The organism is Shewanella glacialipiscicola (genome assembly GCF_023283485.1).
Taxonomy (GTDB): Bacteria; Pseudomonadota; Gammaproteobacteria; order Enterobacterales; family Shewanellaceae; genus Shewanella; species Shewanella glacialipiscicola.
In genome coordinates this window covers 39,928-53,161 of the sequence record NZ_JAKILU010000013.1, presented here as the reverse complement: position 1 = coordinate 53,161, position 13,234 = coordinate 39,928, and the positions used below count along the sequence as shown (strand labels likewise).

The window sequence follows — 13,234 nt, the reverse complement described above, 5'->3', positions numbered from 1 at the left end:
CTACAGCGTAATTTGTATCACACTCAACATTAGCGTAACCAAATTAACGATCCTATAGCTACATTTACGATTTGCCAGGCAAGGTTCTCGAACGGTGCCAATCCAAGGAGAGATAAAATGTGTAAAGACTGCGGCTGCTCCCTCACCCGCCACGACCATGATCATTTAGGCGAGCACACACATCATAATGACCATAGCCATGCGCACGGGCACAGTCATGAACATGAACACGGGCACTCCCATAGCCATGGACATCAAGAGTTACATACCAATCCTCAGCTAAATGATAAGAAAACCTTATCAGTGATCCACAAGATTTTAGATAAAAATGATGTCGAAGCCGGCCATAACCGCGCCCATTTTGAGGCGCATAATATTACTGCCTTTAATATTATGAGTAGCCCCGGCAGCGGCAAAACTACGCTATTAGAGCAACTAAAAGAATATACACAGCTCAACTATGCAGTGATTGAAGGTGACTTAGAAACCTCACGCGATGCTGACCGCTTAATTGCTAAAGGCATTAAAGCCTATCAAATTCAAACCGGTTCAGCCTGTCACCTTGATGCCTTTATGGTGCACGGCGCCCTGCACCATCTGCCACTTGAAGGGCTCGATATTTGCTTTATCGAAAACGTCGGTAATCTTGTTTGTCCGGCCAGTTATGACGTCGGCACCCACAAAAATATTGTGCTGTTATCCGTGCCAGAGGGTGATGATAAAATTGAAAAATATCCGGTGATGTTCCGCCGTGCTGATGTGGTATTGGTGACTAAGTGCGATCTACTACCTCATTTTGATTTCAAAATGGATGAAGCCAGAGCACAGCTTAAAAAGCTCAATCCTGATATTCAACTGCTTGAAGTATCAATTAAAGATAGTGATTCCATGCGCGCTGTAGCCCATTGGCTTAAAGATAATATGCGAGGAACGCAATAATGTGTTTATCCATACCATCACAAATTGTCGCCATCGATAATGAACGCCAAAGCGTTACCGTAGATACCCTAGGAGTACGCCGCGATGTCAGTAGCCATTTGATGGAAGAACCTTTAGAACTTGGTGACTATGTGTTGATCCACATCGGTTTTGTGATGAACAAAATCGACAAGGAAGATGCACTACACAGCATTGAACTGTATCGCGAAATCGTGACTAAGCTCGAACTTGAAGATGCAGCAATGCCCATATCTTCAACCTAACACGCTTAAGTTTAAAAACAGATTCATATCTGACATCAAGTACACCAAGGAAAGCGCATGCTTGAACTAAAACACCTCTATCAAGGTTTTCGCAATCCCGATACGATTGCGAATTTGGCTCGGGATATTCAACTAACCGCTAAATCAGTCAAGCAACAAATCAATATCATGGAGGTGTGCGGCGGCCATACTCACACGATTATGAAATACGGCCTGCTAGATTTACTGCCTGATAATATTGAGTTTATCCACGGCCCAGGCTGCCCTGTGTGTATTATGCCCAAAGAGCGTATTGATCAAGCGGCGGCGCTTGCCTCCCAAGATAATGTCATTCTTGTGACGCTAGGCGATATGATCCGAGTGCCCGGCTCCCAAGGTTCCTTAGCCAGTTTTAGAGCTAAAGGCTGCGATATTCGCCCAATTTATGATCCCTTAGATACATTAAAAATTGCCCGCGATAATCCTAATAAAACCGTGGTGTTTTTTGCCATCGGTTTTGAAACGTCAACGCCAATGACGGCCATTTTATTGCAACTGGCCGAACAAGAAAGGCTCGATAATCTGCTATTTCACATTAACCATGTAATGGTACCACCGGCTATTGATGCTGTGATGCAAGACCCTAACGTCAGGGTTAATGCTTTTATTGGCCCAGCGCACGTGAGCGTAATTAGCGGCGCTAAAATTTATCGCAGCACAGTCGAAAACTATGCTACGCCCGTGGTGGTTTCAGGGTTTGAACCTGTTGATGTGATGGAGTCTATTTTACGCATTGTGCGCCAAAAAGCGGCCGGCAAAGCAGAGCTAGATATTCAATATAGCCGCGCGGTATCTGAAAACGGTAACCTCACAGCACAAGCTAAAGTTAATCAAGCTTTTGATATTCGGCCGCAATTTCGCTGGCGCGGTCTAGGTCCAATTCCACATTCGGCACTGCAACTTAAACCTGAATATGCCCATAGAGACGCCGAGCTGCGCTTTAAAGCATGTTTACCGGTAAAAGAAATTGACGATCATAAAGCTTGCCAGTGCGGTGATATTCTTCGCGGTCTCGCTAAACCTAAAGACTGCAAAGTTTTTGGCCGCGGCTGTAATCCCGAAACGCCTTTAGGCAGTTGCATGGTCAGCTCCGAAGGTGCTTGTAATGCCTATTATCGCTATCAAGGTGTTGATATTAAGGAGCCACATCATGGCTGATACGCCAAAAGATAAATCTATTCAACTCAGCCACGGCGGTGGCGGCAAAGAAATGAATACACTCATTCGCGATCTCTTTTTTGCCGAGTTTGATAACCCCATTTTGCGTAGCGAAGAAGACGCTGCAAAACTCGATTTGCACGGCGCCAACGCCTTTACCACTGACTCATTTACCGTATCGCCACTGTTTTTTGCGGGCGGTGATATCGGCAAACTCGCCATCGCAGGCACAGTAAACGATTTAGCCATGATGGGCGCAGAACCTCAATATTTAAGCTGTAGCGTGATCATAGAAGAAGGTTTTTCTATTAATGAATTAACCACCATTGTCCGCAGCATGGCAAAGGAGTTAAAACAAAGCGGCGCGCGGATTGTTTGCGGCGACACGAAAGTGGTACCTAAGGGCTGCGCCGACGGTTTATTTATTAACACCTCGGGCATTGGCCGTATTTTACGCCCTAATATCTCGGCGGCAAATCTTACCGCAGGTGATGCGATTATTGTTTCTCGCGATATTGGCTGCCACGGCGCAGCAATTTTAATGGCACGCGAAGGATTAACACTCGAATCGGCATTGCAAAGTGATTGCGCAACACTTTGGCCTGTGGTCGAGCAGCTCATTGCCGCAAATATACAAATCCATGCAATGCGTGATGCGACCCGCGGTGGCTTATCAGCCGTACTCAATGAATGGGCCGTCGCTTCTAATGTTGGCATCACAGTCGATGAAGCTTGTGTTCCGGTTAGTGATGAGGTTAAAGGGCTGTGTGAACTTTATGGTTTCGAGGCTATGGATCTGGCTAACGAAGGCACCTTCATTTTAGCCGTACCCAATCATATCGCCTTAGGCGCTTTAGAAATTATGCAGCGTTTTGGCCACTGTGAGCACGCGGCCATTATCGGTACAGTAAGTGATGATTCTGCCGGAAAAGTTATCCTAAAAACCCCTTGGAATACCAAGCGTTATCTCGATCTCCCCCAAGGGGAACTGCTACCAAGGATTTGCTGATGCACGAATATTCGATTGTGAGTGCGCTGATTGAGCAATGTGAACAACATGCCTTAGCAAATCAGGCGACTCACATCACTCGGGTGAACATCAAAATTGGCGTGATGAGCGGCGTTGAGCCCGCATTACTAAAAACGGCATTTGATACCTTTAAGCAAGATAGCCTTTGCCATAATGCGCAGCTAAATATGCAAATTCAGCCTTTGGTAATACTTTGCAATGACTGCCAGAGCGAATCTATTTTGAGTGAACGCACGATTATTTGCCCTGCCTGCCAAAGCTATTGCACCCGCGTGCTTGATGGTGAAGAGATGTTATTGATGCAGCTTGAAATGGAGCAAGATGGAGATTAGATACAATATTCGTTATCTGTATTTCTAGTGAAGGCTGTATTGATAAAAAGTGCTATTGCTGTAGATGTGTCATCGTTTTAGGAACCCTCAAAAAATGGCTTTGAGCACTGAGTGCTCAAAGCCATTTTTGCAACACAAACCGGTCAACGGGTCTGCCGATCACTCATCAACCGTAGATAGAGACTTCACCCTCTGGCCGTGTTTTAAGTACACGTAAAAACCACATATACTGCTCTGGATACGCTAGAATCACTTGCTCAACTACTTTATTCAGTGCCAGAGCTTCGTTTTCCTTACCCTGCATATCTTCAGGTGCAATAGCCGCCATCACAGTCAGATCAAACCGACGAGTCACTTGGTTATAACCAATCTTAACCGGCAGCACTTGGGCATTACCCGCCTGCGCTAAACGCCCAACGACAGGTAATGTTGCTTTAACTGTGCCTAAAAAAGGCGCGAATACACTTTGTTCTGGGCCTAAATCTTCATCGGGAAGATAAAAGAAACTGTTACCGCGTTTAAGCTCGGCTAATAACGCCCGAATACCCGCCTCGCGCATATATACATGGCCACCACAACTGCTGCGAACACGATTACTAAACCAATTAAATAAGCCGTTTTTATGGGCCTTAGCCATTGTCACCATGGGTAACTCAACATTTAAGCGTAAACCAGCATAATCGATGGGCCAAACATGGGGCATAACAAAAATAATCGGCTGCCCCGCTGCTTGTGCTTTGAGCACGTGCTCAAAGCCGAGCAGATTAACTCTACGACGTAAATGCGCATTTGATCGTACGAGTAATTCGCCTTGGGCTAACAGCACTAGCACAAAATTTTGCACATTTTGTTGAATTAACGCTTCGATTTCAGCGGTAGATTTATCAGGAAAACACGCGTTTAAGTTAGCTCGAGCAATGCGAATGGGCTTTTTAGCAATCGGCATCACCATTTTTGCTAATAATCTTGCAATAGGATCACGCAGCCATGCAGGCATGAGTCCAAAAATGACTAATAGACCAATCGCCAACCAAGTGGCCCAGTATTTAGGGTGTAATAAGGCGAGTTTAAAACGACGGTCGAAATGTTTAGGCTGTCTTGACAAAGATATCACCTCAGACAGTGAATAAGAATAATGAAAATATTGCACTAAAAAAATAAACAGGAAAGCCACTCTCAAAGGAGTGGCCTTCCCATCAAACAAACGAAATTACTTACCCGTGTTTGCTGCTTCTACACGAGTTTTCAGCTTTTGGCCAGGACGGAAAGTCACGACACGACGAGCAGAAATAGGGATATCTTCGCCTGTTTTTGGGTTCCTTCCCGGTCTTTGATTCTTATCCCTAAGGTCGAAGTTGCCAAAGCCAGATAACTTGACCTGCTCACCACTTTCGAGGGCGCCCCGAATTTCTTCAAAGAACGACTCAACCATCTCTTTGGCGACACGTTTGTTCATTCCGAGTGTTTCAAAAAGATGTTCTGCCATTTCGGCTTTGGTAAGTGCCATACTTTAATCCCTCAACGATGCGTTGAACTCGGACTTAAGGGCAGAAACAACTGAAGCAACCGTCTCAGCAATCTCTTTTTCCTCAAGCGTACGAGTAGTGTCTTGTAATGTAAGTGCTATCGCCAGGCTCTTCTTGCCAGGTTCAACACCTTTACCTAAGTATACATCGAACAAGTTTATGCCAACCAACTGATTTTCGCCAACTTTTCTTATCAATTTCATCACATCGCCTGCAGACACACTCTCATCTACTACGACTGCGATATCACGACGATTAGCAGGAAACTTAGATACAGCTTGGGCTAGCGGTAAACTGGTATGCAATAAAGCATCCAATTCCAACTCAAAAACGATGGTTTTACCATTGAGTCCAAAAGGCTTCTCCAAACTAGGATGGATTGCACCTATATGACCGATTACGCGATCATTTCTCAATATTTCAGCACATTGCCCCGGATGGAGAGCAGAATGCGTCGCCCCTCTAAAGCTAAATTCTGAGACGGAAACTGTCAAGCCGATAATAGCCTCTAAATCACCTTTAAGGTCAAAAAAATCAACAGTTTTCGATTCCATCGACCAATGTTCATCATTTTGGAGTCCAGTAATGACACCCGCAAGCATTGCTTGCTGCCTTACACCGGATTCTGCATTGATATCAGGAACAAAGCGCAGGCCTGTTTCAAAAAGTCTCACACGACTCTGTTGACGACTTTGGTTGTAACCCACTGCGGCCAATAAACCGGTGAACATTGACAGGCGCATGGCTGACATTTCACTGGAAATAGGGTTAGGTAACACCATCGCCTCTACAGCTGGGTGAACTAGATTTTGTAGTTTTGGATCCACAAAGCTGTAGGTTACCGCTTCTTGGAAACCGCGAGCGACCAATAAGGCACGCACGCGTTTTAGGCTTAAGTTTGATTCTTTATGGTCAGACATACGTAGCGCAGCAACGGGCGCCGTATTAGGGATATTGTCATAACCGTAAATCCGCGCCACTTCTTCAATGAGATCTTCTTCAATCGCCATATCGAAACGGTAAGTCGCAGTCGTGACCTGCCAGCTATCTTGGTTAACAACAACCCCAAAACCTAAGCGTTGTAGAATTTCAATCACATCAGTGTCTGGCACATGGTGACCTAAAATTCTATCTAACTTGCTGCGACGTAAAATAATTTGTGTAGGTTTTGGTAAATCAGCATCTGATTTAGCTTCAACCACTGGACCCGCTTCACCGCCACAGATATCGAGCACTAAACGGGTAGCACGGTCGATAACTTTGTGCTGCATCTCTGGGTCAACACCACGTTCAAAGCGGTGTGATGAATCAGTGTGCAAGCCTAAACGACGTGATTTCCCCATAATGGCAAGCGGCGCGAAGAACGCACATTCAAGCAATATGTCTTGCGTGGTGTCAGTCACGCCTGAGTATTCGCCGCCAAACACACCTGCAAGGGCTAATGGACGCGCGTCATCGGCAATCACTAAGGTATCGCTTGGAATCGTCACTTCACTGCCATCGAGCAGGGTAATTTTCTCTTCGCCTGTACCTAAACGCACTTGGATATCGCCGGTTAACTTGGCAAGATCGAAGGCGTGCATAGGTTGGCCAAATTCAATCAACACGAAGTTTGTGATATCAACGATAGGATCGATTGAGCGAATACCGCTACGGCGCAGTTTTTCCTGCATCCATAATGGCGTAGGCGCTTTCACATTGACGTTTTTAACCACACGGCCTAAATAACGCGGGCAAGCAGCAGGAACCTTAACGTTAATCGTCACCTGTGAATCTGTAGTTGGCGTTACTGACTGCCACTGCGGCTCAGCCACAGCTTGGCGGTTTAACACGCCCACTTCTCGGGCAAGACCTGCCATGCCTAAGCAATCGGCACGGTTGGCGGTTAAATCCACATCGATAACGGCATCATTAAGTTGCAGATAGTCGCGGATGTCAGTGCCTAATGGCGCGTCCAATGGCAACTCGATAATGCCATCACTTTCGACGTTAATACCCAGTTCGCTGTATGAACACAACATGCCTTCTGATGGCATGCCACGCAGCTTGGCTTTCTTGATTTTGAAATCGCCCGGTAATACGGCGCCAACCATAGCCACGGCCACTTTAAGACCCTGACGGCAATTTGGTGCTCCGCAGACGATATCAATCAGCTCTGGGCCACCGACGTTAATTTTAGTGACGCGCAGTTTATCGGCATCGGGATGCTGACCACACTCAACCACTTCACCAATCACGACACCGCTAAAGTCGGCAGCCACGGCTTCAACGCCATCGACTTCAAGACCAGCCATAGTGATCTGGTGGGATAATGCTTCACGGCTAATAGAAGGGTTAATCCATTCACGAAGCCAAGATTCGCTAAATTTCATGCTATTACAGCTCCGTTATTTAAATTGCTTCAGGAAGCGTAGGTCGTTTTCGAAAAACGCACGTAAATCACTTACGCCGTAACGCAACATGGTTAAACGCTCGACACCCATACCAAAAGCAAAACCAGAATATTTTTCTGGATCGATGCCCACACTGCGCAGCACATTTGGATGCACCATGCCGCAGCCTAACACTTCTAGCCATTTACCGTTTTTACCCATCACATCAACTTCTGCTGAAGGCTCAGTGAAGGGGAAGTAAGACGGACGAAAACGCACTTGCAGATCTTCTTCGAAGAAGTTACGTAGGAAGTCATGCAAAATGCCCTTCAATTCGGCAAAGTTTACATGTTCATCCACCAACAGCCCTTCCACTTGGTGGAACATTGGCGTGTGAGTTTGGTCGTAATCGTTACGATAAACACGGCCCGGAGAAATAATGCGTAAAGGCGGCTTTTCAGTTTCCATGGTACGGATTTGCACGCCAGAGGTTTGGGTACGCAACATCAGTTTAGGATTGAAATAAAAGGTATCATGATCAGCACGCGCGGGATGGTGCTCAGAGATATTCAGTGCGTCGAAATTGTGAAAGTCATCTTCAATTTCAGGTCCATGCTTTACTGAGAACCCTAATTCCCCAAAGAAAGTTTCAATACGTTCAATGGTGCGAGTAACTGGATGTAAGCCACCAATCTCTTGGGTACGGCCTGGTAAAGTCACATCAATCTTTTCGGCGATTAATTTAGCTTCCAGTTCCGAACTCTTCAGACCATCGATGCGCTCAGTTAATTTTTGTTGAATCGCCTGTTTAGCATCATTGACCGCTTGGCCAAAGGCTGGCTTTTCTTCAGGGCTTAAGCTGCCCATCATTTTCATCATGTCAGTTATTTTACCTTTCTTACCAAGGTAATCGACACGGATATCATCCAGTGCTTTTAGATCACTGGCCTGGTCAATAATGACTAAGGCTTGTTCTACGATCTCAGTTAACTGCTGCATTTTCTCTTCCACTGCATAGTCGCGCTTGATAAACAAGTGCTATGGGCGCCAAACTTTCAGGCTATTTGGGTGCTCAGGTTATCGGGCGTTAATGCCAGACGCTTTGCTAGCTATAACGAAATAAAAGGATAGAAATTTTACGCGAGCGGACGGCATATTACTAGGGCTTATTAAGGCTTTTTATTATGTAAATTCATGTGTTACCCCAAATCTAAGCGCGGGTTTTATGCCAGTAGAAACCAAAGGATAGTTTTTACCGCAAGAACATCCGCTTTGCCCCCTCTAGCCCATCATGTAACTAAACTGTAAACTCACGCCTGTACCCTGCCAAAATTGCAGCAAACAAAACCATAATGACTGCAAAAAAGTAACGTCAACACACGTATTTGCTTACAAGGCAGACAACGTAAAGCTTATGGCAACCTAACCGATTTATATTCGGTTTTCGGCCAATTTTATCGAGGCGCTAATGAAAGAAGTTAAATTTCGCTGGATAGATCAATATCTTATTCACATGACCTTAAAAACTAAGTTCGCTATTCTCTCCATTGTCCCTATGCTAATGATTATAGGGATGGCACTTTTCTTAAACCACCAAACGCAGCAAACTTTACGGCAAGGGCAACTTAATAGTTTACAAAACGTGGCACAACAAATAAATCAAGTGACGGGCAGTTTATATAACAGACTGTCTGAGCAAGAACGCCAAAATGTGTTGAGTCAGCTCAGTCGCGATAACAAAGTTAATGTCAGTATTATTTCAATCAATGAAGCCGACAGTAAAATACAAGCGATTGCTCGTAGTGGCGGTGGGATTGATGACAGTAACCATCAAGCTAGAGCCGTAAGCTCCGTTAATAGTCAAAACCTGATTACGATTATTCCCTTAGATAACAATGAAATTGATGCCATTCTCGCCAAAGATAACTTATTGGTTTACGGCCTGATAGCAGTATTATTATTGATATTATTTTTATTCAGCTATTACATTTCAACCTTCGTTGGCGGCGCGCTCTACACTACGGTGATGGCATTAAAACGAGCGGCATCGGGCGATTTAACCGGGCGATTAAACTTTTTTGAAGTAAAAGATGAGTTCAGTATCTTAGCCATCAGTATTGATGCCTTAGTAGAACGTCAACACACTTTAGTAAAACAAATTGCCGAATCGACCACTAAAATCCGTGAAGTCGTATCATCTTTTCGTAGCACGGCGCAGCAAGGTCAATCCTTAGCGGTTAACCAGAGACAACATCTGGACTCTTTAGCCACAGCAATGGAGGAAATGACTGCCGCAGTAAAGGAAGTCGCCCGCAATGCCGAGCAATCATCCGCCGAAACCCAAGAAGCTAATCAACAAGTTAGCGCAGGCGGGAAAGACATTGAAACCACAGTTAAAGCTATCGATTTGTTATCGGATGAAATATCTGCCGCTTCCAATGCGGTTGGTATTCTCAATGATAATGCCAGCAAAATTGATGAAGTGGTTTCAACCATTAATGCCATTTCCCAGCAAACCAACTTGCTTGCCCTCAATGCGGCAATTGAAGCGGCGCGCGCGGGTGAACAGGGGCGTGGCTTTGCGGTAGTGGCTGATGAAGTGCGTACACTGGCGGGACGTACTCAAACAGCCACGGTAGAAATCAAAACCATGATCGAATCGCTGCAATCTGGCACACGCAACCTGACCCAAGTGATGTCACGTACAGTGACTCAGGCCAATGAGGGTAAGCTGCACGTATTGCAAACAGGTAAAGATCTCGATGCGATTGCTCACCACAGCAATAAAGTGTTTGAAATGAGTGTGCTCATTGCAACCTCTGCCGACGAACAATCGGCAGTAGCTAACGAAATTGCCACCAACCTAATGGAAATTCGTAACCAGTCTCACGATGTGGAACAATCAGCCAACCAATCGGTTTCGGGTTGTGATGAGCTACAAGCAACGGCAGGACAACTTGATGAGCTAATGATAGGGTTAAAAATCTAACAATCATTTTGCCACTTTTAATCTAAAGCCCATAATAAATAAGGGAGCGATAATCGCTCCCTTATTTATTACTCTTTAATCAGCAAACTGACTGCAAAGCAATTAATCCACATCTTTGAGCGGCCATAGCACGATATGATCTTCAATATCTTTCACGCGTCTTTCGTCAATCACCTTGCCTTGAATAGACATGCCCGCTAAATGCATTGCTTCTTTGGAGCCTGTGAGCAGCGGATGCCAGCTCGGTAGCTCACGTCCTGCCGCTAGGCGGCGATAAGCACAGCTGTCGGGCAGCCAAGTCAACTCATGAATATTATCAATCGTAATCACAGTACATTGAGGCACATAGCTGAAACGGTCATTGTACTGCTGGCAACTTGCGCTTTGATGATCGAGTAAAAGACAGGCCGCATTGGTGTAATACAAGTCTTCGGTTTCATCATCAATCAACTTGTTTAAACAACATTTACCACAGCCATCACACAGGGATTCCCACTCGGTTGCACTCATTTGCGCTAATGTCTTACTTTGCCAAAATGCCATGATTAACGATATCTTCTTAATAAAAACCCGCGTAATGCAGGCTATTTTACACTAATTTTAGGTTTAGATAGCTTTACTCTACGTAACGAGTTTTCAGCAACTGACAAGTTCAAAAAACAATGTACTCATATTGGCTTAATCTTTAATGCCAAGACTGAGTTTATGCTCGGTCAATAAGTTGATTTGAGGGGGTGGAATTTGTAGATAAAAACCATTCTCGGCCATTGCAGCCCTAACCTTTTCAATATCAGCCATACCTAACGCATCACGTTTAGCTATAGGAAACACCATCACCAGCTTAGGTAGGCCGAACATTTCCATTAAAGGCGCGGGAACATCGTCAAAAAAATCTCTTTTCTTCACAAATAAATAAGTATCAGCCTTTCGACTACTTTTATAAACGGCACATAGCATAAGAGTACAAATATCCAATAGTTCAAACTTGCCAGTCACTGGGGCACACTATAACATGGTCGCCTAGTAATTTAATTGTAAAATCAGCGAACCGGCTGATGATTTCTGGAGAATAGTGCCGGGATGTCAAAACCTAGCGTAGAGTTAAAAGGCGCTTCTTTTACTCTTTCAGTGCTTCATATTAATAGCAGCGATTTACAGGCTGTGATGCATGAGTTGGACAGCAAATTAGCACAGGCTCCTCAGTTTTTTCTGGGTGCACCTCTGGTTGTTAATCTAAGCGCCATTCAACACGACAGCTTAAATTTGAGAGATTTAAAAGATCTACTGATCTCACGTCAATTAGTCATTGTTGGCATAACGGGTGCGACAACCGTGATCAGTAAACAGGCCAAAGATTTAGGCCTCGCCATCGTTAAAGCAGGGAAACAAAGCAGTACTCCCCCACCAGCGCCGCGTCAAACTAAAATAGTGAAGCAAAATATTCGTTCAGGCCAACAAGTCTATGCAAAAAACGGTGATTTAATCATATTTGGTGCGGTAGGCAATGGCGCAGAAGTCATCGCAGATGGTAGCATTCATATCTACGGCGCATTACGAGGAAAAGCCATGGCGGGCGCGGCGGGCGATACCAGCGCCGTTATCATTGCCCACTCTCTAGAGGCCGAACTCGTTTCAATAGCTGGACAATATTGGCTCGCTGAAAATCTACAACAACATAGCTCAGATAAAAGCGGCTGCATTCGCCTAAACGGTGAGTCGCTTATGGTTGAATCATTGCCCCTCTAATATGGCAGAACAAAGGACAGAGAGAAACATGGCACAAATTATTGTTGTCACTTCAGGAAAAGGCGGCGTAGGTAAAACCACATCGAGTGCTGCGATTGCCACTGGTCTTGCTATGCAAGGACACAAAACCGTAGTTATCGATTTCGATATCGGCTTACGAAATTTAGACTTGATCATGGGGTGCGAGCGGCGTGTGGTTTATGACTTCGTCAATGTTATCAATGGCGAAGCCAATTTAAACCAAGCACTGATTAAAGATAAACGTTGCGATAAATTATTTATTTTACCCGCGTCGCAAACCCGCGATAAAGAAGCATTAACTAAAGAAGGCGTGGGTCGCGTTTTAGACGATTTGGCCAAAGATTTTGAATTTATTATATGTGACTCACCAGCGGGGATTGAACAAGGCGCGATGATGGCACTGTATTTTGCCGATATTGCCATTGTGACCACCAACCCAGAAGTCAGTTCAGTGCGCGACTCAGACCGTATTTTAGGTATGCTGCAAAGTAAATCACGCCGCGCAGAGCAAAATCTCGAGCCAATAAAAGAATACTTACTGCTGACTCGTTATTCGCCTAGCCGTGTAAAATCCGGTGAAATGTTAAGTGTGGATGATGTTCAAGAGATCCTAGCGATTGAATTACTTGGTGTTATCCCAGAGTCACAATCGGTACTGAAGGCCTCTAACTCAGGCGTGCCTGTGATTATCGATCAAGAAAGTGATGCCGGCTTAGCCTACAGTGACACAGTCGCGCGTTTACTGGGCGAACATATTCCAGTACGCTTTATTACGGAAGAAAAGAAAGGTTTCTTACAACGGATATTTGGTAGCTAATT

General features: G+C 45.0%; 14 protein-coding genes. 8 read left to right on the top strand and 6 right to left on the bottom strand.

Annotation, left to right across the window (positions count from 1 at the left end):
* Window positions 1-117: 117 nt before the first annotated feature.
* From hypB to hypA, 5 genes are read left to right on the top strand one after another with little or no spacing between them, the layout of a single operon-like run.
* Window positions 118-939 carry a hydrogenase nickel incorporation protein HypB gene (gene hypB, locus L2717_RS11395; RefSeq protein WP_220772838.1) on the top strand — a complete coding sequence of 274 codons (822 nt, stop codon included), beginning with the start codon at window positions 118-120 and terminating at the stop codon, window positions 937-939.
* Complete coding sequence (locus tag L2717_RS11390; protein ID WP_220772839.1) at window positions 939-1,202, top strand: HypC/HybG/HupF family hydrogenase formation chaperone; 264 nt, start codon at window positions 939-941, stop codon at window positions 1,200-1,202. Before hypB ends, L2717_RS11390 begins: the two co-directional genes overlap by 1 nt.
* A 57-nt stretch (window positions 1,203-1,259) precedes the next feature.
* Complete coding sequence (gene hypD / locus L2717_RS11385) at window positions 1,260-2,399, top strand: hydrogenase formation protein HypD (RefSeq protein ID WP_220772840.1); 1,140 nt, start codon at window positions 1,260-1,262, stop codon at window positions 2,397-2,399.
* Window positions 2,392-3,408 carry a hydrogenase expression/formation protein HypE gene (gene hypE, locus L2717_RS11380; RefSeq protein ID WP_220772841.1) on the top strand — a complete coding sequence of 339 codons (1,017 nt, stop codon included), beginning with the start codon at window positions 2,392-2,394 and terminating at the stop codon, window positions 3,406-3,408. The genes hypD and hypE overlap by 8 nt, the downstream gene beginning before the upstream one ends.
* Window positions 3,408-3,761: a hydrogenase maturation nickel metallochaperone HypA gene (hypA, locus tag L2717_RS11375; RefSeq protein WP_220772842.1), complete on the top strand. Its 354-nt coding sequence runs from the start codon at window positions 3,408-3,410 to the stop codon at window positions 3,759-3,761. The genes hypE and hypA overlap by 1 nt, the downstream gene beginning before the upstream one ends.
* Before the next feature lie 166 nt (window positions 3,762-3,927).
* Here hypA and lpxM read toward each other — a convergent pair whose 3' ends face one another.
* From lpxM to pheS, 4 genes are all read right to left on the bottom strand, one after another.
* Window positions 3,928-4,866 (bottom strand): lauroyl-Kdo(2)-lipid IV(A) myristoyltransferase, encoded by a 939-nt coding sequence (gene lpxM / locus L2717_RS11370; protein ID WP_220772843.1) that lies wholly within the window; start codon window positions 4,864-4,866, stop codon window positions 3,928-3,930.
* Between the two features lie 105 nt (window positions 4,867-4,971).
* Window positions 4,972-5,268, bottom strand: a complete 297-nt coding sequence (gene ihfA / locus L2717_RS11365) for an integration host factor subunit alpha (RefSeq protein WP_006081370.1) — start codon at window positions 5,266-5,268, stop codon at window positions 4,972-4,974.
* A 3-nt stretch (window positions 5,269-5,271) separates the two neighbouring features.
* Complete coding sequence (gene pheT / locus L2717_RS11360; protein ID WP_220772844.1) at window positions 5,272-7,659, bottom strand: phenylalanine--tRNA ligase subunit beta; 2,388 nt, start codon at window positions 7,657-7,659, stop codon at window positions 5,272-5,274.
* A gap of 15 nt (window positions 7,660-7,674) precedes the next feature.
* A complete protein-coding gene (gene pheS, locus L2717_RS11355; protein WP_220772845.1) occupies window positions 7,675-8,658 on the bottom strand; it encodes a phenylalanine--tRNA ligase subunit alpha in 984 nt (327 codons plus the stop codon).
* 469 nt (window positions 8,659-9,127) lie between these two features.
* On the opposite strand from pheS, the gene L2717_RS11350 reads away from it, so the two are divergent.
* Window positions 9,128-10,648 (top strand): methyl-accepting chemotaxis protein, encoded by a 1,521-nt coding sequence (locus L2717_RS11350; protein ID WP_220772846.1) that lies wholly within the window; start codon window positions 9,128-9,130, stop codon window positions 10,646-10,648.
* 102 nt (window positions 10,649-10,750) lie between these two features.
* Here L2717_RS11350 and L2717_RS11345 read toward each other — a convergent pair whose 3' ends face one another.
* A complete protein-coding gene (locus L2717_RS11345) occupies window positions 10,751-11,191 on the bottom strand; it encodes a YcgN family cysteine cluster protein (RefSeq protein WP_220772847.1) in 441 nt (146 codons plus the stop codon).
* A 135-nt stretch (window positions 11,192-11,326) separates the two neighbouring features.
* Window positions 11,327-11,605, bottom strand: a complete 279-nt coding sequence (locus L2717_RS11340) for a YcgL domain-containing protein (protein ID WP_220772848.1) — start codon at window positions 11,603-11,605, stop codon at window positions 11,327-11,329.
* Between the two features lie 123 nt (window positions 11,606-11,728).
* Between L2717_RS11340 and minC the strand changes: the two genes are divergently transcribed.
* Complete coding sequence (gene minC / locus L2717_RS11335; RefSeq protein WP_220772849.1) at window positions 11,729-12,394, top strand: septum site-determining protein MinC; 666 nt, start codon at window positions 11,729-11,731, stop codon at window positions 12,392-12,394.
* 28 nt (window positions 12,395-12,422) lie between these two features.
* Window positions 12,423-13,232, top strand: coding sequence for a septum site-determining protein MinD (gene minD / locus L2717_RS11330; RefSeq protein WP_220772850.1), 810 nt, complete (start codon window positions 12,423-12,425; stop codon window positions 13,230-13,232).
* The last annotated feature ends 2 nt before the right edge of the window (window positions 13,233-13,234 follow it).

What these genes read in the sequence shown, in the direction of transcription:
- hypB (WP_220772838.1), top strand. Translation starts at nt 118, where the DNA reads ATGTGTAAAGACTGCGGCTGCTCCCTCACCCGCCACGACCATGATCAT.
- L2717_RS11390 (WP_220772839.1), top strand. Translation starts at nt 939, where the DNA reads ATGTGTTTATCCATACCATCACAAATTGTCGCCATCGATAATGAACGC.
- hypD (WP_220772840.1), top strand. Translation starts at nt 1,260, where the DNA reads ATGCTTGAACTAAAACACCTCTATCAAGGTTTTCGCAATCCCGATACG.
- hypE (WP_220772841.1), top strand. Translation starts at nt 2,392, where the DNA reads ATGGCTGATACGCCAAAAGATAAATCTATTCAACTCAGCCACGGCGGT.
- hypA (WP_220772842.1), top strand. Translation starts at nt 3,408, where the DNA reads ATGCACGAATATTCGATTGTGAGTGCGCTGATTGAGCAATGTGAACAA.
- ihfA (WP_006081370.1), bottom strand. Translation starts at nt 5,268, where the DNA reads ATGGCACTTACCAAAGCCGAAATGGCAGAACATCTTTTTGAAACACTC.
- pheT (WP_220772844.1), bottom strand. Translation starts at nt 7,659, where the DNA reads ATGAAATTTAGCGAATCTTGGCTTCGTGAATGGATTAACCCTTCTATT.
- pheS (WP_220772845.1), bottom strand. Translation starts at nt 8,658, where the DNA reads ATGCAGCAGTTAACTGAGATCGTAGAACAAGCCTTAGTCATTATTGAC.
- L2717_RS11350 (WP_220772846.1), top strand. Translation starts at nt 9,128, where the DNA reads ATGAAAGAAGTTAAATTTCGCTGGATAGATCAATATCTTATTCACATG.
- L2717_RS11345 (WP_220772847.1), bottom strand. Translation starts at nt 11,191, where the DNA reads ATGGCATTTTGGCAAAGTAAGACATTAGCGCAAATGAGTGCAACCGAG.
- L2717_RS11340 (WP_220772848.1), bottom strand. Translation starts at nt 11,605, where the DNA reads ATGCTATGTGCCGTTTATAAAAGTAGTCGAAAGGCTGATACTTATTTA.
- minC (WP_220772849.1), top strand. Translation starts at nt 11,729, where the DNA reads ATGTCAAAACCTAGCGTAGAGTTAAAAGGCGCTTCTTTTACTCTTTCA.
- minD (WP_220772850.1), top strand. Translation starts at nt 12,423, where the DNA reads ATGGCACAAATTATTGTTGTCACTTCAGGAAAAGGCGGCGTAGGTAAA.